The organism is Virgibacillus profundi, assembly GCF_002287375.1.
Classification (GTDB): Bacteria; Bacillota; Bacilli; order Bacillales; family Amphibacillaceae; genus Virgibacillus_K; species Virgibacillus_K profundi.
Genome location: NZ_NPOA01000001.1, coordinates 671,787 through 690,642, shown reverse-complemented (window position 1 = coordinate 690,642; position 18,856 = coordinate 671,787). Strand labels below are relative to the sequence as shown.

Below are 18,856 nucleotides of genomic sequence, written 5' to 3'. Positions count from 1 at the left end.
TTTCCTCTCTCAATTGCTAGTATAGTAGGGGAATATTAAGTAAGTATGTTTATAATGTAAAGGTTTTGTAAATTTGAAGCTCCCTTCTTAAAATATTGATTAGTATCCAGTCTGTTATATGTGAACTTCGGTATTTTCCTAAACAATACTCAACTTCTGTTGAAACACATAGGTTTTTTGTTTTGTTCCTGTACATCAGCTGTGCTAAAATAATGATATCAATTTAATAGCTTTGGCAAATCGTCAAAGAGGAGTAGCGTTGGAATTACTAGAGAGAGTCAATTCCAAAATAAAAGTCGTCATTACATGATTCACGAATCATCGGCTTTATTGGCATGAAAATGCTTAGCGAGATCTTTGCCCATTGTGGCAGAAGTCTCGCTTTTTTATTTTGACTGTTTTTAAAAAGATTGGGACTGCACACTGCTCATCTTACCGAAAGGAATTATTATACGAAAAACAGCCTTTGTTTTAAAATTTCACTTTTAAGGATAATAAGATAGAAGGAAGGAGTTTTTACATGGAAGAATTTTACCGAAAAAGTAAAGAAGATGTTTTACATTCAATTAATTCCTCTAAGGAAGGGTTGAAGAAAACTGAGGCGAAAAAGCGCCTTGAGAAAGATGGCTACAATGAAATTGAAGATAAAGAAAAAGAACCGACATGGAAGCTGTTTCTGGAAACATTCAAGGATCCGATGGTTGTTGTCCTGCTGATAGCCGCAGGAGTGCAGTTAATACTTGGAGAAGTTGTTGAATCATTAATTATTTTCCTTGTATTAATCATTAACTCGATTATCAGTGTGGTACAGACAAAGAAAGCAGAAAGCTCACTTGATGCATTAAGGGATATGTCCGCTCCCGAAGCAAAAGTACTCCGTGATGGTGAAAAACAGACCATTCCTGCGAGAGAGCTCGTTCAAGGAGATATTGTTTTTCTGGAAGCGGGAGATTATGTTCCTGCAGATGGGCGAGTGCTTGAAAGTGGTTCACTCAAGATAAATGAAGGAATGCTTACAGGGGAATCCGAAGCTGTAGAGAAAGATACGGAAATGATTGCCGAAGAAGCGGCGCTTGGGGATCGCTTGAATATGGTATTCAGCAGTTCATTGATTGTTTACGGGCGTGGTACCATTGTCGTAACCGGTACTGCTGAAAAAACGGAAATTGGTAAAATTGCAGATATGCTTTCGACTGCGGAGGCAAAACAGACGCCACTGCAGCGTAAACTGGAATCTTTCAGCAAGAAACTTGGAATCGGAATCCTTCTTCTTTGTATCCTCATTTTTGCTGTACAAGTGGCACGTATTTGGTTTGGTGATGGCAATGTTGATACAACGACTGCCATTTTAAATGCATTGATGTTTTCCGTAGCGATTGCGGTAGCAGCTATTCCGGAAGCTTTATCTTCCATTGTAACCATTGTGCTTTCTGTTGGTACAAATAAAATGGCCAGACAGCATGCGATTATCCGAAAACTTCCCGCTGTGGAAACGCTCGGTTCAACAAGTGTTATATGTACAGATAAGACAGGCACATTGACTCAAAATAAAATGACAGTGACGGATTACTTTGTTCCGGGAGATGGGAACGAAAATCTTGCAGAAAACCCCGATGACTGGAGTAAACCGGAAGAACTGCTGGTCAATATTATGGCGCTTTGTAATGATTCTTATATAAATAAGGATGGCAATGAAATTGGTGATCCAACCGAAGTGGCGCTGATTAACTTTTCCAATAAAAATAACAAGGAATATGAAACGATCCGCAGTAATTTTGAACGTGAAGCAGAGCTGCCATTTGACTCGGATCGTAAATTGATGTCAACGGTTCACACAATTGATAATGACAGGCTAATGCTGACAAAAGGCGGACCTGATGTGATGTTCGATCGTGCCGGCTATGTTTTACGGTATGGAAAGGAAGAGCCGATTACCGAAGAATTGCGCGAGCTTTTTGAAAAAGAAAATGAGGACTTTTCCAATCAGGCATTAAGAGTTCTGGCATATGGTTATAAACGGTTGAAGGAAGGAAAAACGGACATCACCCATGATGATGAGTATGATCTTGTGTTAGTTGGCCTGACAGCAATGATCGACCCACCAAGAGAAGCTGTGTATGGGTCTATTGAAGAATCGAAAAAAGCAGGCATTCGAACAGTAATGATTACAGGAGACCATAAAACAACAGCTCAGGCTATTGGCCGGGATATTGGATTGATGGATGAGAATGACCTTGCATTAACAGGTCAGGAACTTGATGCGATGTCAGAAGAAGAACTTGAAGAAAAACTTGAGCAGATTTCTGTTTACGCACGGGTATCACCAGAAAATAAAATTCGAATTGTCCGTGCATGGCAGAAGAGAGACAGTATTACAGCGATGACTGGTGATGGTGTCAATGATGCACCTGCACTGAAACAGGCTGATATTGGAATTGCCATGGGAAGTGGAACCGATGTGGCTAAGGATTCTTCTGCGATGATTTTAACAGATGATAATTTTGTATCAATCGTCAATGCTGTTGGTGTCGGCCGAACGGTATTCGATAATATTAAAAAAGCGATCGGTTATCTATTTGCAGGGAATCTTGGTGCGATCATCGCCATTCTTTTTGCAGTAATTTTAAACTGGGCAAATCCATTTTCTGCACTGCAGCTCTTGTTCATTAACCTTGTCAATGATTCCCTTCCTGCCATTGCACTTGGTATGGAAAAGTCAGAACCTGAAGTGATGAAACGAAAACCGCGGAACGTAAATGAAGGAATTTTCTCCGGAGGAACAATGAAAGCAGTTGTTACTCGTGGTGTGTTAATCGGTATTGCCGTTATTATTTCACACTATATCGGACTGCAGCACTCAACAGAAATGGGTGTAGCCATGGCATTTACAACATTGATTCTGGCAAGAACACTGCAAACCTTTGCTGCACGTTCCAACACACAAACCGTATTTGGTGCAGGGTTCTTCAGCAATAAATATGTAATTGGTGCTGTAGCCTTGTGTTTCGTTCTATACGGAATCACGGTACTGCCATTTGCCCGTAGTGTATTCTCCATTCCAGCTTCATTTGGATTAGCTGACTGGGGCGTTGCAACAGGACTGGCTGTTGGAGCAGTTATTCTGATGGAGATTGTTAAAGTGATTCAGCATAAGATGGGGAAATAAGTATATAGCTTTATAGTTGAGAGACAGCCCGCTTAAGTTGAGAGAAAAGATATGAAAGTTGAGAGACAGCCCGCTTAAGTTGAGAGAAAAGATATGAAAGTTGAGAGACAGCGTGACGAAGTTGAGACATAACATATAGAAGTTGAGAGACAACCCTGATATATGGTGTTATCTCTCAACTAATCTGGATTATCTCTCAACTAAAGTTAATTATCTCTCAAGTTACAAGCCCATGTGGAGGAAATGTTAAATCACAGCAACATTAATACATTAAATAACATACAAAAACGCTTGGACCAAGCGTTTTTATTGTATAGTTTTTCTCTTTTTTACTTCATAGGAGTTATAAAACCAAAACGAATCATCTTCATTAGAGTACCCGCATTAATTTTATTATTAATTTCTTTAGCCCGCCCCATTTTCTTCAATTTCATACTCCTCACCCGCTTTTGCAAAATAATGATTGTAACGCTTTTTAAACAAGGAAAAGAGCTGTTCAATGATTGTACGAAGCACTGCATAGCCTGGTATCCCCAGAATGACGCCGAACACGCCAAATAGATGACCGGCAGTTAATAAAACAAAAATAATTGTAACTGGATGAACATGCAACGATTTGCCGAAGATTTGCGGTGAGATAAATTTACCTTCTGAAAGTTGAACAATTGTCCACACAATGACCAGCTTAATCACCATAAAAGGTGAGGTAACTATTGCGATAATAAGTGCCGGTGTTATGGCGATTGTCGGCCCAAGGTATGGAACAATACTAGTAACACTTGCAATTGCTGCCAAAATAAGTGCATAGTCCATACCAATAATTAAGAATCCTATATACATCATGATTCCGATACAAAAGCTAACCATAATTTGGCCTTGAATATATGATTTTAGCTGTAAATCTATTCGGTCAAACACCTTTTTTGTTTCAGTTCTCATTTTAGGAGGCAGTATTTTCAGCACTGCTTTTGGAAGTCGGTCTCCATCTTTAAGTAAATAAAAAAGGACAAATGGAAATGTGATAAGTGAAATAGTAACATTAGCAACAGTTGAAACGATGTTTGTTAAGTTATTAATGGTGTCGCTTAACAACTGTGAAGTGTCACTTACTAAAGAATCGAGAAATTCCCCGTTTTTATCCATTAAACTTTCATAATAGGGAGCCAAAAAGGAACCTTTCAGCCAGCCATCCATACCAGTAATGAACTGCTCTAAATAGTTAGGAAATGTATTAACAAAGCCTTTAGCCTGTTCAATAATAAAAGGAATGATTGACATAATTCCAAATGTAAGTCCCCCGGCAATAAGAATGAATAACAGTAAAATTGCCCATATCTTCTTTATACCAACTTTGTCCAGTAATTTAACTAAAGGACGCAATAAGTAATAAGCAATTATTGCAAGCAGTACTGGTAAAGCAATGGTACTGATGAGAATAATAACTGGTGTAAAGATAAAAGAAACGCTATTATAGAGTAGGATAATCAGCCCCGTGAGAAGTACAACTCCGAGAATGTAGAGTGTTTGACGCCCACCAAGAAATTGAATGATATTTGGTTTTTTCATTAGTACCTCCGCTTCTGTTGTAACCGTGATTTTTATAGTGTAAATTGGCCTGTCTTAGTATGTAAGGACTTTTAAATACTCAGGGTGCGTTTTGAACACCCACTACAATAATAACTCAGGTAATTGAATTAGTGTACATCTTAAATCATATTATAACAGGATATTCAATGGACTCTAACAGACTAACGACATAATCTTTACTAAGACTTCAGACATATAGACGGATATATTGGAGACCAACCGACCCTTTGGCAAAAAAGTTGCGGGTAATTCCGCTTGAAGTCAAATTAAAATAGCTCTAAATCCAAACTGTAGAGAACTATTTTAAAAATCATCTAAAATAATTCAAAAAAACACTTGCATTAATATACATAATAGTGCATAATAATTCATTAATAAGAATAAACATAAAGGAGAGCGATATATATGGCAAAAGAAAAGATTGTTTTAGCATACTCTGGAGGACTTGATACATCGGTTGCGGTTAAATGGTTACAGGATAAATATAATTATGATGTGATTGCAGTTGCACTTGATGTAGGGGAAGGCAAGGATCTTGAATTCGTAAAAAATAAAGCCATTGATGTTGGTGCAATAAAATCCTATGTGATTGATGCAAAATCTTTATATTCAAATGAATATGTACTGCCTGCATTAAAAGCCAATCTATTATATGAAGGAAAGTATCCATTAATCTCAGCATTATCACGTCCATTAATTTCTAAAATCCTTGTGGACATTGCAGAAAAAGAAGGAGCAGTTGCTGTTGCACATGGATGTACAGGGAAAGGAAATGACCAGGTAAGATTTGATGTTGCTTTTACAGCACTCAATCCTGAACTTAAAATTGTTGCACCTGTTCGTGAATGGGCAATGTCAAGAGAGGAAGAAATCGAATATGCGGAAGCTCACGACATTCCCGTACCGGTAGATGTGAATAATCCATTCAGTATTGATCAGAATTTATGGGGGCGCAGTAATGAATGTGGCGTGCTGGAGGATCCTTGGATAGAAGCACCTCCGGAAGCATATGATTTAACAGTTGATCCCGTGGATGCACCAAATGAACCACAGATTGTGCAAATTACATTTGATCAAGGCAAGCCAACTTCAATAGATGGTGAAGCACTTCCATTGGAAGAACTCATTTTAAAATTAAATGATGTCGCAGGAAAACACGGCGTTGGGCGTATCGATCACGTGGAAAATCGTTTGGTTGGAATAAAGTCTCGTGAAATTTACGAAGCACCGGCTGCACTTACATTGATTGCTGCACACCAGGAGCTAGAAGCACTAACATTAACTAGAGAGGTTGCCCAGTTTAAACCAATCATCGAGCAGAAATTTGCCCAATCGGTATATGACGGACTTTGGTTCTCACCGTTAACAGATGCATTAAAGGCATTTATTGAAAAAACGCAGGAACAGGTGTCAGGAACTGTAAAAGTTAAATTATACAAAGGGCATGCACAAGTGATTGGTCGTGAATCAGCACAGTCTTTATATGATTTTGACCTTGCCACGTATAACAAAGAGGATGCATTTGACCATGAAGCAGCGTTAGGCTTTATCAAGCTTTGGGGACTACCGACACAGGTTCACTCCTCTGTAAACAAAACACATGCAAAAAAAGATGTTTCGATTGAAAAGGCAACAGTAGATGTAAAGGAAGCTGTTAAACAATGAAGCTATGGGGCGGCCGTTTCACAAAACCTACCAATCAACTAGTGGATGAATATACAGCATCGATTTATTTTGATAAAAAACTAGCAGACTATGATATTCAAGGGAGCCTTGCCCATGTTGAGATGCTGAAGTCTTGCGGAATCATTCCGGCGCAGGATGCAAATACCATTGCTGAAGGATTAAAAAAGGTTGCTGAGAAAATTGCCAATGGTGAAGCGGAACTCAGTGAAGAACATGAAGATATTCATATGAATGTTGAAAAACTGCTGATTGAAGAAGTCGGTCCTGTCGGTGGAAAGCTGCACACAGGCAGAAGCCGAAATGATCAGGTGGCACTGGATATGCGCCTATACCTGAGGGATGCATTAATCGAAATCAGCCAGCTGCTTGTGGATGTACAGGAGTCACTGCAAAAACAGGCTACAGAGAATCTGGAAACTGTTTTGCCTGGCTATACACATTTGCAAAGAGCCCAGCCTGTTTTGTTTGCACATCACATGATGGCATATGTTTTCATGCTTCAACGTGACCTGGAAAGACTGATGGACAGCTTGAAGCGGGTAAATAAATCCCCCCTTGGAGCAGGTGCATTAGCTGGTACAACGTTTCCGATTGACAGGCAATTTGTTGCAGATCAGTTAGGATTTGATGGAATTTGCGAAAACAGTCTGGACGCAGTCAGTGACAGGGACTTTGTGGTGGAGTTTCTATCAAATTCCTCCATGATTTCCATGCATCTTTCCCGACTTTGTGAGGAGCTTGTGCAATGGTCCAGTGCTGAATTTAATTTCATTGAACTGGATGACGCATTTTCTACAGGAAGCAGTATGATGCCACAGAAGAAAAACCCGGATGTAGCGGAACTTGTAAGAGGAAAGACTGGCCGGGTGTATGGCCATTTAATTGGGATGCTGACAACATTAAAAGGACTGCCACTGGCATATAATAAAGACATGCAGGAAGATAAGGAAGGCATGTTTGATACGGTGGATACATTGAAGGGGGCACTGGCTTTATTTGCCCCAATGATTGAAACCATGACTGTGAAGAAAGAAAACATGTACGAAGCTGTAAGCAATGATTTTTCCAATGCAACGGATTTAGCGGATTACCTCGTTGGGAAAGGGATGCCATTCAGAGAATCCCATGCGGTTGTTGGGCAGATTGTGTTACATTGTATCCAGAACGATAAATATTTACTGAATTTGAGCCTTCAGGAATTTCAGTCGTTCTCCGAGTTGATTGAGGCTGATATTTTAGATGTACTTACACCGGAAGCTGTTGTCAATGCACGTAATGTAGCTGGCGGGACAGCGAAAAATCGGGTAGAGGAGCAGCTTGAAATCGCTCAAAGTTATCTTGCAGATTCAAAGGCTTGGATCGAGCAGCAGAAAAATAAACAGCCGTCAGCTGAATAACAATCATTAATGGAGAGTGGTTAACATGGAATTAAAAGCGGATGATATTAACCCCGAACCCAATCTTTCAGGACGTGACTTCCTAACACTTGCAGACTATGGTGAGGAAGAGTTGCTATATATATTGGAAACAGCTCATGAATTAAAAGCAAAACAGAAATCAGGAGTGCTTTATCAGCCATTAAAAGGCAAAACGCTTGGGATAATTTTTGAAAAAGCATCGACGAGAACAAGGGTATCTTTTGAAACTGGAATTTACCAGCTTGGCGGAATGGGATTATTTCTGAGCTCTGACGATATTCAAATGGGAAGAGGAGAACCGATTCCGGATACGGCAAAAGTGCTATCAGGCTATCTTGACGGAATCATGATTCGGACATTTTCTCAGGAAACTGTCGAAGAACTTGCCGAAAATGCCAGTATTCCGGTAATTAACGGGTTAACTGATCTGTACCATCCATGTCAGGTGTTGGCTGATTTTCAAACCATTCAGGAAGTAAAGGGCAATCTTAAAAATGTGAAGCTTGCCTATATTGGTGACGGAAATAATGTGGCACATTCTTTAATGCTGGGTGCAGCGATCATTGGAATGGACATCAGTATTGCTACACCTGCTGAATATCAGCCTGATTATGAAGTGATACAAAAAGCGAAGACAATCGCTGCTAAAAAAGGAAGCAAAGTAGAAGTCACCGAAGATCCAGTCCGTGCTGTTCGAAATGCGGATGCTCTTTATACAGATGTTTGGGCTAGTATGGGACAGGAACAGGAGCAAAAAATACGTGAACAGCAATTTGCAGAATTTCAGGTAAACGAGGAATTATTCTCCCATGCTGCGAAAGACGCCATCTTCATGCATTGTCTCCCTGCACATCGGGGAGAAGAGGTATCAGCTGAAGTAATTGACGGTAAACAATCCGTTGTTTTTCAGCAGGCAGAGAATAGACTTCATGCACAGAAGGCTTTGATGGTTGCATTGATGGCGTGATCTGGTCGCTTAAATATAAGCATTATTAATTTTGTTCGTCAGCGATATAGCGCTGACGATTTTTCTGCCGTATTGTGATTTATTTGAAATGTGTAGGAGAGGCGCTCTATGCTCCGGTCAATGCCGTTTTAGTGCATCCGTGCAGAGACGGAAGTTGAGAGAAACTAGGTAAAAGTTGAGAGAAGCAAGGCAAAAGTTGAGAGACAATGCATGAAAAGACAATTATCTCTCAACTATATGAAGTTTCCTCTCAACTATATTCAGTTATCTCTCAACTATATGAAGTTTCCTCTCAACTATATTCAGTTATCTCTCAACTATATGAAGTTTCCTCTCAACTATATTCAGTTATCTCTCAACTATATAAGAATTTCTCTCAACTTTGCTCCAGATATCCCTCAGTTTAAAGCTTTGCTGATTAAAATATTGACATACGGGCTTTCAAATCCTTCTAGCCAAAAAAGTAGGCTAAATGAAAGCCATTCTAAGGAAAAGTCCACCAAAAGAATGTATAATGAACGTAAGTATAAACAGTAAGGAGATAAACATGAAACTAATTGCAACAGACTTAGATGGAACACTTTTAAATAATAGCGGAGAAGTTAGTGCCCGAAATGTACAGGCAATTAAAAAGGCGATAGAGCACGGAATTGAATTTGTAGTTGCGACTGGCAGATCCTTTGATGCGGCAAATAAACCCCTTCAGGCTGTTGGATTAACAGCACCGGTTATTTCGCTGAATGGTGCAATGACTTATTCATTAGACGGCAAACTACTCAGAGATGTACCGTTGGATCAATCAATTGTCCGCAAAATTCAATTGGCTTGCCAGGAAGAGGATATATATTTTGAAGTATTTACAAATGATGGCGTCTACTCCACGAGCAGAGAAAACTTTATTGCTGTAATGGAGGATATTTTAAAATCAGCCAACCCAAATCTTTCTGAAGAGGAAATACGCGAGAATGCTGAGCTCAGGTTCCAGCATGAAAAAGTTCAATTCATTGAAAATTATGATGAGCTATTCCATATAGAAGGCCTTAAAATATTTAAAATATTGGCTTTTTCCCTGGAAAAGGAAAAATTAAATAAGGTGTATGTAGATTTGGAAAAAGATTCGGGAATAGCGATAACATCCTCAGGAGACATAAATCTTGAATTCAACCATCCAGACGCTCAAAAAGGGATAGCGCTTGAAGTGCTGGCTAAAAACATGGGAATTGAAATGAAGGATGTCATGAGCCTGGGTGATAATTTTAATGATGTAAGTATGCTGAAAATGGCTGGGCGCAGTGTTTCAATGGGCAATGCAGTAGACGAAATAAAAGCATTATGCTCCCATACTACAAAAATAAATGAGGAGCATGGTGTGGCTTTTGCCATAGAAGAAATGCTGAAGGAAGTTGCAGTAGAATAGAAGAAAAACATTAGCCGATATTGTTTGAACGTTGATATTACAAAAAGCTGATATCCCAAATTGATGGGAAATCAGCTTTTTTCGAGTATAAAGATTCTGGAATTGGGTTGAACGGAGCAAAAACCAATTTGGACAAATAATTAGTGAAACCATTAACTTGTTTTTTCGTAAGTAATAGTAAAAAGAATGAGGGAGTATAATTACATGTTCTTTTCACGCTGGACTTTATATCAAGCTGTTATAATTATTTTATTAGTTGTTCTTTCATTTATAGCAGATATATTTAAGGAAGAGATTGCAATACCATTTTCTTCAAGCATGGAAACAAATACACCAATGTTAATAACTTTTTTGTTTGTCGTTACAGTAATTGGGTTATTAAGCTTACTAATGTATTTTCAAACGAAGAAAAGTGATACCTTTTTAAAGCACCCATTGTGGGACAAAATGCATATCCTGATGCCTTTTCTGTTCGTTATATCATTAATTGTTATTTTTAGTTTTTTCCTGATAGAGCCATTAAGCGATTTGGTACAAAACAATCGCTGGATGATTTATGTATTATTTTACTATGTACTATTTCTGATAAACGCAACAGTTCTATCCATTATTCATAAGACAAATAGAAACAGGATCTCTAATGAAAATAAAGTTAAATTTTCTTTTGTTTGGACATCACTGGCGCTTTTTTTGATTATTTTTATTTTGTAACTAGGGTTCTCTTTACTTATGATAATAGCCGTATAAAATGCAGGATTATTAACACAAGAATATATTTAACCAAAAAGAAAGAATCAGTTTGAACATACCCAGGAATAAGGATGAAAGGAGGAGCTTATGGACGAGATATTACATGGAATAGCCAATTTAATTCGAACTAAAGAAAATCGTATAATCATTGGTATTTCTGGTCACGGTGCATCAGGAAAGACAACGTTTGCAAATAGCCTTCGAAAACTTCTGGGGCCATGTGGTGTGAATTATATCAATACTGACCCATATATTATTGGTTCTAATATAAGGAAGCATACAATGATTGATTATCAATTTAAAAATGAAAATCATCATTATAAAATGACTGCCTGTCATCCTGATGCTCACCATTTATCAGCATTAGAGAGAGATGTACATATGATAAAAGACGGTTTGTATTTTTATACAATCGGGACACATTATTCGAAAAGCACTCCAATTTCTTCACGAAACAAGGTGAACATTGTGGAAGGTATGAGTGTTGCATTTATAAATCCGAATCTGTTTGATCTAACAATTTACTTTTATACTGATGGAGAGACCGAGCTAATGAGGAGGGGCGTTCGCGATGTTTCTGAAAGAGGAACAGATATTAATTATCTCAGACAGTCACATGAAGAACGCAGAATTCAATATGATTTATTCATGCATCAATATCATCGTAATTTTGACTTTGTTATAAAAAATTCCAATGAGGATTTCTTTCTGGAAAAAGGTGTCTTAAAAAAATAATCTTTTTTGGTCGTCATCTTTTAATTATATTAAAGAGAAGGGGGTATGAACTGTGAAGCCGATTACCGTTACAGTAGAACAATACAGGAATACAGCCTATCAAACTGGTTTCTTACAAGGAAAGCAATTAAGTAATTCTCTTCTATCAAAACTTTCAATCCTGGAAAACAAGCATTTTACTATGAACGATGCTAATAAACTGTTTGAACACTTTGCTCCACATTTACTGGATGAAATCCAAGGCCTGGCAGACGCCCTGGAAATTTCCGTTACAAAAGCGGCATCGCTATTTAGTGGCTATGGGATTCCAGGATTCGAAGGTATGGGATGTTCTTCTGTAGTCAATCAAAGGTATGCTGTACGAAATTATGATTTTTCACCCGAGATATACGATCATAGACTGGTTTTTATTCAGTCTGAAGGAAGTTTTTCCAGTGTGGGTCATAGTCTCCATGTTATCGGCCGGCACGAAGGAGTAAACGAAAAAGGACTATACGCCGCATTTCACTTTGTAGAAAAGGAAAGACCCAAACTTGGCTTAACTGCATCTACGGTAATTCGAATAATACTTGATACCTGCGAGAGCACAGAGGATGCCGTTGATTTATTGAAACAGCTTCCGCACTCCTGGGGATACAATTTTTCCATTGGTGATCGGGATGGTAATACGGCCATAGTGGAAATAATGTCGGATGAAATTAGGGTGAGGAAAAGCGAAGGAATTCTTTTGTGTACCAATCATTATCAGCATCATGATCTTATAGATAAAAATAAAAATGATTATACCAACAGCTATAGAAGGATAGAAGATCTGGAGGAGAAAGGTGTAAACCGATTAACCGGAAAAGAGGCGTTTGATTGGTTCAAAACACCAGACTCAGCTATGTTTTATAAAGATTACAAGAATTTATTTGGAACGCTGCATACGTTTGCTTACCTGTTTGACAAGGAAATTATATTAACTGCTTTACCTTATGGTGAAACGCTGGAAATAGATTGGAAGGCTTGGGTTGATGGAAATAATATTAGAACCACTCGCATTAATGGAAAGATAATACAAGCACACTAGAGTTTGATAAATCATTTTGATAGTAAAAAAAGGAGCTAATTCATCAGTATTTTTACTGAGACATTAGCCCTTCGCTATTTAACAATTACTCCGCTTCATTGAAGATCTAATTAACAGGGTTTACCAAAAAATAGTTACCGCACAATAAATCAACAACAAACACATAATCAACCGAAATGTTTTGTCATATTTAGCGAATACCTTATTCGTTTAGTGAATCTGATGAAAAGGTGTCTTAAGAGAAATTAAGCAGTTAAAAGCCGATTGATTTTTTTATGAATTCAATCGGCTGTGTGGTTTTTTTTAAGAATACCCTATACAAATAAAAATACTTTTAGATTGAGTGTTAAACATTTACTGCTTTACTTGCCTGACTTTCATGTAATTTTTTCATTGCAAATCTTGCTATCGGCTGGGCAATCAACATTTCAACCCAAAATGCGATGAAAAAGTTACGTGGCCAAGCATAAAAGAATGTTTGAATCGGCTCCAGACTAATTTCTCTCATACCAATCCATGATCCGATAACTGTCAGTAAAATGGACAGGATGGTTACACTGAATAATATATTGAATAAAATTCTTGCGTTAAATCCGTCCGTTGGTTTAACGAACTTTGGTACTAGTTTACTAACGATTGGGTTTGCAACAAGCGTTACCAATAAAATAACACAAATCCAAACAAACGGAATTACTTGTAATGTGTTAACATAAGTTTCTTTTTTGAATCCAAATTCAAACCCCATAATAATTGGTGCAATAATATTTACTGAAAGTACCGAAATAATCGCTAAGAATAATATAAATTCTTTTCCATTTCGGGGTAATCTTGTTTCCTCATGCATATTCGTCATCTCCATTTATAATATTTCAGATGGCAGACGTATCATGAGACATATATTTTTGATCAAAAAGTAAGACCAATATCTCTACACACTGATTTAATAATATTATCACTTGTATTAAATGTATTTCAAGACTTTTTTTAATTATATTTTCATTATGTATTTTTGTTTCTGTTCAAAGAGTGCACTTTTCATTCCTCCGGATAAGTTTCCCTCAAAAACAGAACAGACTGGTTAATCAAAGCTTTCAATATATCCACATCAATATCTGCAATCTTATTAATGTAGACACATGCCTTTCCGGTCGTATGTTTTCCAAAATTCTTCAGCAATTCTTCACGCTTTTCATCCCCGGTAGCAAAATACAAACTGATTTTGGCTTTTCGGGGGGAGAACCCAACCAGCGCAGCATCACCTTCATGGCCGGATGCATATTTATAATGATAAGATCCGAATCCGATAATGCTTGGCCCCCACATCTTTGCAGGATACCCGGTAGTCTCAGTAAAAATATCCAATAGTTTGTAGGCATCTTCCCGCTTTTTTGAATTTCCTACGCTTTCAATAAACTCGATAGCACTGCTATCATTTTCTTTTGTTTTGTGTTCGTACATAAGCATGCTCTCTCCTTATTCAAAGAACCTTTTAATTTCCCTTTACATTCGCAGTTGATTAATTAAGCACCTTTTCAGCCATTTTAACATAATGAAAGTATTTTCCATATCCGAAAAAACTTTCGGTATCTTGCTTTTTAATTCAGAAAAAAGTATTCTGCTGCTTTTACGTTGTATAATATAAATAGAGGTGAGGTCAAAATGGCCGCAAAAATTATAGGTGAACAGTGGAAGGCTATCAGCGAAAATGATAAATCATATGATAATAAATTTTTCTATGCTGTTAAGACAACCAAAGTATTTTGCAGACCCTCATGTAAATCTAGGGTTCCAAATTTTGATAATGTAACGATTTTCTACAGCGCAGAGGGTGCAATGAAAGCTGGATACAGACCGTGCAAACGATGTAAATCAGGTGGGTATCGCTTGCCTGATGAAGAATGGGTATTACAGGCAGAAGCTTATATGAAAGAGAATTATTCTTCCTATATGACACTGGATTTTATTGCAGATGGATGCCATGGCAGTCCCTATCATCTGCATCGCGTTTTTAAAAGCATAAAGGGCATAACGCCTTTAGAATATTTACAGCGAATTCGAATGGAAAAAGCGATGGATTATTTGAAGCATAGTGATACCGCCGTCAGTGAGATTGGAAATTTAATCGGAATTCCAAATGCTGCACACTTTGCAACATTATTTAAGAAACGCAACAGCCTAACACCAAGGGAATTCCGGAAAAACTATAAAAAGGAGGTATTGCAAAATGAAGTTTAATGAAGAGCAGACAGCATATTACGGACAAATAAATGAGGATGGTTGGTCTTTTTATATTGCGGCAACAGATAAAGGATTATGCTTTGTTGGTTCACAGGAAGGTGCAATTGATGAAGTGAAAAAATGGTTTGGAAAAAATCGGCCTAAAGCGGAACTTGTGGAGGCTTGGGATAGTGTAGCCCTTTATGCAGATGAATTAGTGGAATATCTGAATGGAGAGCGCAAAGACTTTGATCTCCCTGCAGACTTAGCGGGAACCGAATTTCAAGAAGCAGTCTGGGCAGAATTAAGAAACATTCCGTTTGGGGAAATAAAAACATATACAGATATAGCAAAGAATATTGGCAGACCAAAATCGGTACGAGCTGTAGGATCAGCTATTGGAGCTAATCCGGTAATGATTGTTGTTCCATGTCATCGTGTCATTGCGAAAAGTGGTAAACTTGCAGGTTTTCGTGGCGGAATTCCGATGAAGGAAAGATTGCTTGAACTGGAAAAGAAATAGGTGGAGGAAAATACATGCAGCCGGACTATCAATTAATCTATGAAAAATTGTTTAATCATTATGGTCCGCAAAGCTGGTGGCCTGCAGATACTCCTTTTGAGATGATGATTGGGTCAATACTTGTTCAGAATACAAATTGGCGTAATGTTGAGAAGGCATTGGTGAAACTCAGACCTTATTTGGATCCTGAATCGATCGACTTTTTACCGATAGAGGAACTAGCACAACTGATCAGATCAAGTGGCTTTTTCAATATAAAGGCAAAGCGAATAAAAGCGTTTATTGCATGGTTTAAAAAATATAACTTCGACATCGATAGAATTAAAAGGAAAGAGAAGCGGGAATTACGCAACGAATTGTTGCTAATTAATGGTATCGGCATGGAAACTGCTGATGTAATGCTGCTATATGCATTTGATAAACCGGTATTTGTCGTGGATGCCTATGCCAGAAGAATATTTTATCGACTAGGGCACGATATGCCAGCGTCATATGACGGCTTTGGGAAGCTTGTTGAAAAGGAACTGCCTGGCGATCTGGTTATCTTTAATGAAAGCCACGCACTACTGGTTGAACATGCGAAGCAACTGTGCAGGGCAAAACCAATCTGCGTGGAATGTCCATTGCTGAGTATTTGTGATCAACGGATAGAGTGAGTGTGGTGGGAAGTAAATTGAAAAACTACAGCAGATATCAACATTGCGGTCGCGGAAGGTGAAGAAATTCCTTACTTAGGGTTACGTGAAGGCTAAGTCTTACTTTTGCTAATAGTTTTTCTTTGAATAACTATCAGAATAAAAATAGCTTGGATATTCCATCAAGCTATTTTTATTGATATTTACAAATCATTATAGCTTGTACTAATCCTACATCTGACTTCTGACCTCTGGAAAGATGCGTTAGTATTTTTCTTAAAAATTATAAGACACACGCCATAAATAAAACGTAGCATAGGCCTCCCAGCCTTTCCATGTTGAAGCTATTTCCAGAATCTCTTCTTTTGTTGGTTTCCGATTTATATTCTTCAGTGATTTTATTGCATTTTGGAGACCGACATCAGCAATTGGAAATGCTGTTAGGTATCGAAGACAGCGCATTAAAACATAATTGGCAGTCCAAGGGCCAATACCACGAATTTTGACAAGCTCCTTTTCGATCTTTTTAAAATCATCCAGTTCCAGTAACTTTTCTTTAGAAAGCTCTCCACTGGCCATTAATTTTGCAATTCCAATAATATATTCGCTTTTTCTAACTGTCATTTTTATCTCTGACATGTCCTCAATGGTGAGTTTTGCTATCTTTTCAAATGAGGGGAAAACCCAATAATTTTCCCCGTTATATTCGACTGCATCCCCAAATTTTTCAACAAATTGACGCTTCAATGTATAGGCAAACCCCAAATTAATTTGCTGACCTAACACACCCCAGCATAAAGCTTCAAATAAGTCAGGCAGGCCAACAAGCCTGAGACCGAAAAAGTCCTGAATAAGATGTTTAAGCAGTGGATCGGTTTGGGCTATTTCATAAAAAGGAGCAAGATTAGTGTCAAGATCGAACCAGTCTCGGATATAATTAACTACATTGGCTCTTGTTTTGACAGATTTAGGCCGCGTTCCTGCTAAAAATCGAACGTGCAGATTGTGATTGTTAGGGGCACTGATCTGTACAAGCATGCGTTTATCGTTAGCCGAGATTAGACGTGTAATTGCCTTGTCTTTTATTTTATACATGATTTCATTTTTATCTCTTAGCAGGTAATCAAGATTGGGTCTGAAATCGAACTCAGCAGGAACATCAATGATGATACTATCGTTTTCCTCTTTCCACTTGTTTTTAACCATTTGGAAACCCCTTCTGATTTTTATATTTTTCTTTTCATCTTTTTTGGAATGCTGATGCAGAGCTGAGGTATTCTTTATAAATCCAAAGCTCATTTCTGGTTACTTTGTTTTTAAAATTATCTTCCCTATGTTCCTGTTACCTTCCATATGCTCATGTGCATTTTGGACTTGATCAAAAGGAAATACTGTGTCAATGATAGGCTTTAGTTGATCATTTTTAAAAAGTTCCAGAGCATTGGAAGCAAAATCAGTACTTAGTTCAGCTTTGTATTGATCACTTCTAGGGGTGAGCAATGTTCCTGTCAGCTGGATGCGTTTTTTCATTACATCCATTAAATTAAACTTTTCAATTTCCGCTCCACCTAATAAACCTATTAATACCCAGCGTCCATCCACTTTAATGCTGTTTAGGTTTTTCTCCCAATAAGATGCGCCAATAAAGTCGAGAATTAAATCGACACCTTGACCTTCTGTTGCCTTTTTTACTTCTTCGTCAAAGTTCTGTTCTTTATAATTAATACATACATCTGCACCAAGAGACCGGGCGAAATCAAGCTTCTCTTTTGAGCCAGCCGTTGTAATAACTTTTGCATTTTTAAGCTGCTTTGCAAGCTGAATTGCTGCGGTTCCAACGCCGCTTCCGCCCGCATGGATCAGCACCGTTTCGTTTTCTTGCAATTTTCCAAGCCAAAATAAAGTTTGATATGCAGTCAAGAATACTTCAGGAATAGCCGCAGCTTCCTCGAATGTAAGATTATCAGGAATGATCATGGCGCGATCAGCAGGCATCACGGCATATTCAGCATAAGCACCACCATTCACAAGCCCCATCACCCGGGTTCCCGCTTCGATACCGGCTATTGATGTTTCCAGAATACCTGATACTTCAACTCCTAGAATCGGATTCTCCAAATATCCAACTCTCCCTTCACGGTTTAAAATGTCTGTTCTGTTGATGGCAGCAGCTTTTACTTTAATCAGTAATTCGCCTGGGTTTGGTACAGGTACCGGCTGCTCAGCCACCTCTAATTGCTCCGCACCGCCTGGCTGTTTCACAATAATGGCTTTCATTTCAGCTCCTCCTCTTCAATTATGTTCTCTTATATTAATGATAGCATGTTTTGGGAGGAGTTTTCAGATAGAGACACTCAATGTTGAGAGAAAGGCCATTAAAGTTGAGAGATGAAGCAGGGAAGTTGAGAGAGGTACCATCAAAGTTGAGAGAAAAACATTAAAAGTTGAGACATAAGCCAGCTAAAATCATATATGTCTCAACTTTATGCTAATATCTCTTAACTTCCTCTTAATATCTCTCAACTAAAAACATATAAAAGTAAGAAGGCCTTGATGCAACTATACATAGAGACTAAATATGGTGTTATTTATATTGGGTAGTTTGATGTTGAATATTAGTGGATATCCTGTGAAGATCATTGAAGAGAATACAAATTAAAAAATATAAAGCATTACTGCAACGAGA

Annotated in this window: 16 protein-coding genes; 11 read left to right on the top strand and 5 right to left on the bottom strand. The window is 38.0% G+C overall.

Translation table 11 applies throughout. From position 1 onward, the window contains the following. Positions 1 to 520 precede the first annotated feature (520 nt). On the top strand, positions 521 to 3,166 hold the full coding sequence (locus CIL05_RS02905; RefSeq protein WP_095653992.1) for a cation-translocating P-type ATPase: 2,646 nt from the start codon (positions 521 to 523) through the stop codon (positions 3,164 to 3,166). Between the two features lie 405 nt (positions 3,167 to 3,571). On the opposite strand, the gene CIL05_RS02900 is transcribed toward CIL05_RS02905, so the two are convergent. Then, on the bottom strand, positions 3,572 to 4,732 hold the full coding sequence (locus tag CIL05_RS02900; RefSeq protein ID WP_095653991.1) for an AI-2E family transporter: 1,161 nt from the start codon (positions 4,730 to 4,732) through the stop codon (positions 3,572 to 3,574). A gap of 426 nt (positions 4,733 to 5,158) precedes the next feature. Here CIL05_RS02900 and CIL05_RS02895 point away from each other — a divergent pair, with 426 nt between their 5' ends. The 7 genes from CIL05_RS02895 (at position 5,159) to CIL05_RS02865 (ending at position 12,795) form a co-directional block, all read left to right on the top strand. Next, positions 5,159 to 6,418, top strand: a complete 1,260-nt coding sequence (locus CIL05_RS02895) for an argininosuccinate synthase (protein WP_095653990.1) — start codon at positions 5,159 to 5,161, stop codon at positions 6,416 to 6,418. Beyond that, entirely contained in the window at positions 6,415 to 7,836 is a 1,422-nt protein-coding gene (gene argH, locus CIL05_RS02890; RefSeq protein WP_095653989.1) for an argininosuccinate lyase, read from the top strand. Before CIL05_RS02895 ends, argH begins: the two co-directional genes overlap by 4 nt. 25 nt (positions 7,837 to 7,861) lie before the next feature. After that, positions 7,862 to 8,824: an ornithine carbamoyltransferase gene (argF, locus tag CIL05_RS02885; protein WP_095653988.1), complete on the top strand. Its 963-nt coding sequence runs from the start codon at positions 7,862 to 7,864 to the stop codon at positions 8,822 to 8,824. A 547-nt stretch (positions 8,825 to 9,371) separates the two neighbouring features. Continuing rightward, entirely contained in the window at positions 9,372 to 10,241 is an 870-nt protein-coding gene (locus CIL05_RS02880) for a Cof-type HAD-IIB family hydrolase (protein ID WP_095653987.1), read from the top strand. Between the two features lie 204 nt (positions 10,242 to 10,445). Then, positions 10,446 to 10,952, top strand: a complete 507-nt coding sequence (locus CIL05_RS02875; RefSeq protein WP_095653986.1) for a hypothetical protein — start codon at positions 10,446 to 10,448, stop codon at positions 10,950 to 10,952. A gap of 126 nt (positions 10,953 to 11,078) precedes the next feature. Further along, positions 11,079 to 11,726 carry a uridine kinase family protein gene (locus CIL05_RS02870; protein WP_095653985.1) on the top strand — a complete coding sequence of 216 codons (648 nt, stop codon included), beginning with the start codon at positions 11,079 to 11,081 and terminating at the stop codon, positions 11,724 to 11,726. Positions 11,727 to 11,778: 52 nt separating this feature from the next. After that, entirely contained in the window at positions 11,779 to 12,795 is a 1,017-nt protein-coding gene (locus CIL05_RS02865; protein WP_095653984.1) for a C45 family autoproteolytic acyltransferase/hydrolase, read from the top strand. A 346-nt stretch (positions 12,796 to 13,141) separates the two neighbouring features. Here the strand turns inward: CIL05_RS02865 and CIL05_RS02860 are convergent, their stop codons facing one another. Together CIL05_RS02860 and CIL05_RS02855 are read right to left on the bottom strand one after the other, a co-directional pair. Further along, a complete protein-coding gene (locus tag CIL05_RS02860; protein WP_095653983.1) occupies positions 13,142 to 13,639 on the bottom strand; it encodes a DUF2798 domain-containing protein in 498 nt (165 codons plus the stop codon). A 191-nt stretch (positions 13,640 to 13,830) separates the two neighbouring features. Beyond that, complete coding sequence (locus CIL05_RS02855) at positions 13,831 to 14,253, bottom strand: DUF1801 domain-containing protein (protein WP_095653982.1); 423 nt, start codon at positions 14,251 to 14,253, stop codon at positions 13,831 to 13,833. A 201-nt stretch (positions 14,254 to 14,454) separates the two neighbouring features. Between CIL05_RS02855 and CIL05_RS02850 the strand changes: the two genes are divergently transcribed. Genes CIL05_RS02850 through CIL05_RS02840 form a run of 3 tightly spaced genes read left to right on the top strand, consistent with a single transcriptional unit; the run spans position 14,455 to position 16,191 of the window. Continuing rightward, entirely contained in the window at positions 14,455 to 15,030 is a 576-nt protein-coding gene (locus CIL05_RS02850; protein WP_095653981.1) for a bifunctional transcriptional activator/DNA repair enzyme AdaA, read from the top strand. Beyond that, positions 15,020 to 15,535 carry a methylated-DNA--[protein]-cysteine S-methyltransferase gene (locus CIL05_RS02845; protein ID WP_095653980.1) on the top strand — a complete coding sequence of 172 codons (516 nt, stop codon included), beginning with the start codon at positions 15,020 to 15,022 and terminating at the stop codon, positions 15,533 to 15,535. Before CIL05_RS02850 ends, CIL05_RS02845 begins: the two co-directional genes overlap by 11 nt. A gap of 14 nt (positions 15,536 to 15,549) precedes the next feature. Further along, positions 15,550 to 16,191 (top strand): endonuclease III domain-containing protein, encoded by a 642-nt coding sequence (locus CIL05_RS02840; RefSeq protein WP_095653979.1) that lies wholly within the window; start codon positions 15,550 to 15,552, stop codon positions 16,189 to 16,191. A 255-nt stretch (positions 16,192 to 16,446) separates the two neighbouring features. Here the strand turns inward: CIL05_RS02840 and CIL05_RS02835 are convergent, their stop codons facing one another. Further along, complete coding sequence (locus CIL05_RS02835) at positions 16,447 to 17,376, bottom strand: DNA-3-methyladenine glycosylase 2 (protein WP_095654065.1); 930 nt, start codon at positions 17,374 to 17,376, stop codon at positions 16,447 to 16,449. A gap of 99 nt (positions 17,377 to 17,475) precedes the next feature. Then, positions 17,476 to 18,447 carry an NAD(P)H-quinone oxidoreductase gene (locus CIL05_RS02830; protein WP_095653978.1) on the bottom strand — a complete coding sequence of 324 codons (972 nt, stop codon included), beginning with the start codon at positions 18,445 to 18,447 and terminating at the stop codon, positions 17,476 to 17,478. Positions 18,448 to 18,856 lie beyond the last annotated feature (409 nt).

What these genes read in the sequence shown, in the direction of transcription:
- CIL05_RS02840 (WP_095653979.1), top strand. Translation starts at nt 15,550, where the DNA reads ATGCAGCCGGACTATCAATTAATCTATGAAAAATTGTTTAATCATTAT.
- CIL05_RS02880 (WP_095653987.1), top strand. Translation starts at nt 9,372, where the DNA reads ATGAAACTAATTGCAACAGACTTAGATGGAACACTTTTAAATAATAGC.
- CIL05_RS02870 (WP_095653985.1), top strand. Translation starts at nt 11,079, where the DNA reads ATGGACGAGATATTACATGGAATAGCCAATTTAATTCGAACTAAAGAA.
- CIL05_RS02900 (WP_095653991.1), bottom strand. Translation starts at nt 4,732, where the DNA reads ATGAAAAAACCAAATATCATTCAATTTCTTGGTGGGCGTCAAACACTC.
- CIL05_RS02875 (WP_095653986.1), top strand. Translation starts at nt 10,446, where the DNA reads ATGTTCTTTTCACGCTGGACTTTATATCAAGCTGTTATAATTATTTTA.
- argF (WP_095653988.1), top strand. Translation starts at nt 7,862, where the DNA reads ATGGAATTAAAAGCGGATGATATTAACCCCGAACCCAATCTTTCAGGA.
- CIL05_RS02845 (WP_095653980.1), top strand. Translation starts at nt 15,020, where the DNA reads ATGAAGTTTAATGAAGAGCAGACAGCATATTACGGACAAATAAATGAG.
- argH (WP_095653989.1), top strand. Translation starts at nt 6,415, where the DNA reads ATGAAGCTATGGGGCGGCCGTTTCACAAAACCTACCAATCAACTAGTG.
- CIL05_RS02835 (WP_095654065.1), bottom strand. Translation starts at nt 17,376, where the DNA reads ATGGTTAAAAACAAGTGGAAAGAGGAAAACGATAGTATCATCATTGAT.
- CIL05_RS02905 (WP_095653992.1), top strand. Translation starts at nt 521, where the DNA reads ATGGAAGAATTTTACCGAAAAAGTAAAGAAGATGTTTTACATTCAATT.
- CIL05_RS02830 (WP_095653978.1), bottom strand. Translation starts at nt 18,447, where the DNA reads ATGAAAGCCATTATTGTGAAACAGCCAGGCGGTGCGGAGCAATTAGAG.
- CIL05_RS02850 (WP_095653981.1), top strand. Translation starts at nt 14,455, where the DNA reads ATGGCCGCAAAAATTATAGGTGAACAGTGGAAGGCTATCAGCGAAAAT.
- CIL05_RS02860 (WP_095653983.1), bottom strand. Translation starts at nt 13,639, where the DNA reads ATGCATGAGGAAACAAGATTACCCCGAAATGGAAAAGAATTTATATTA.
- CIL05_RS02855 (WP_095653982.1), bottom strand. Translation starts at nt 14,253, where the DNA reads ATGTACGAACACAAAACAAAAGAAAATGATAGCAGTGCTATCGAGTTT.
- CIL05_RS02895 (WP_095653990.1), top strand. Translation starts at nt 5,159, where the DNA reads ATGGCAAAAGAAAAGATTGTTTTAGCATACTCTGGAGGACTTGATACA.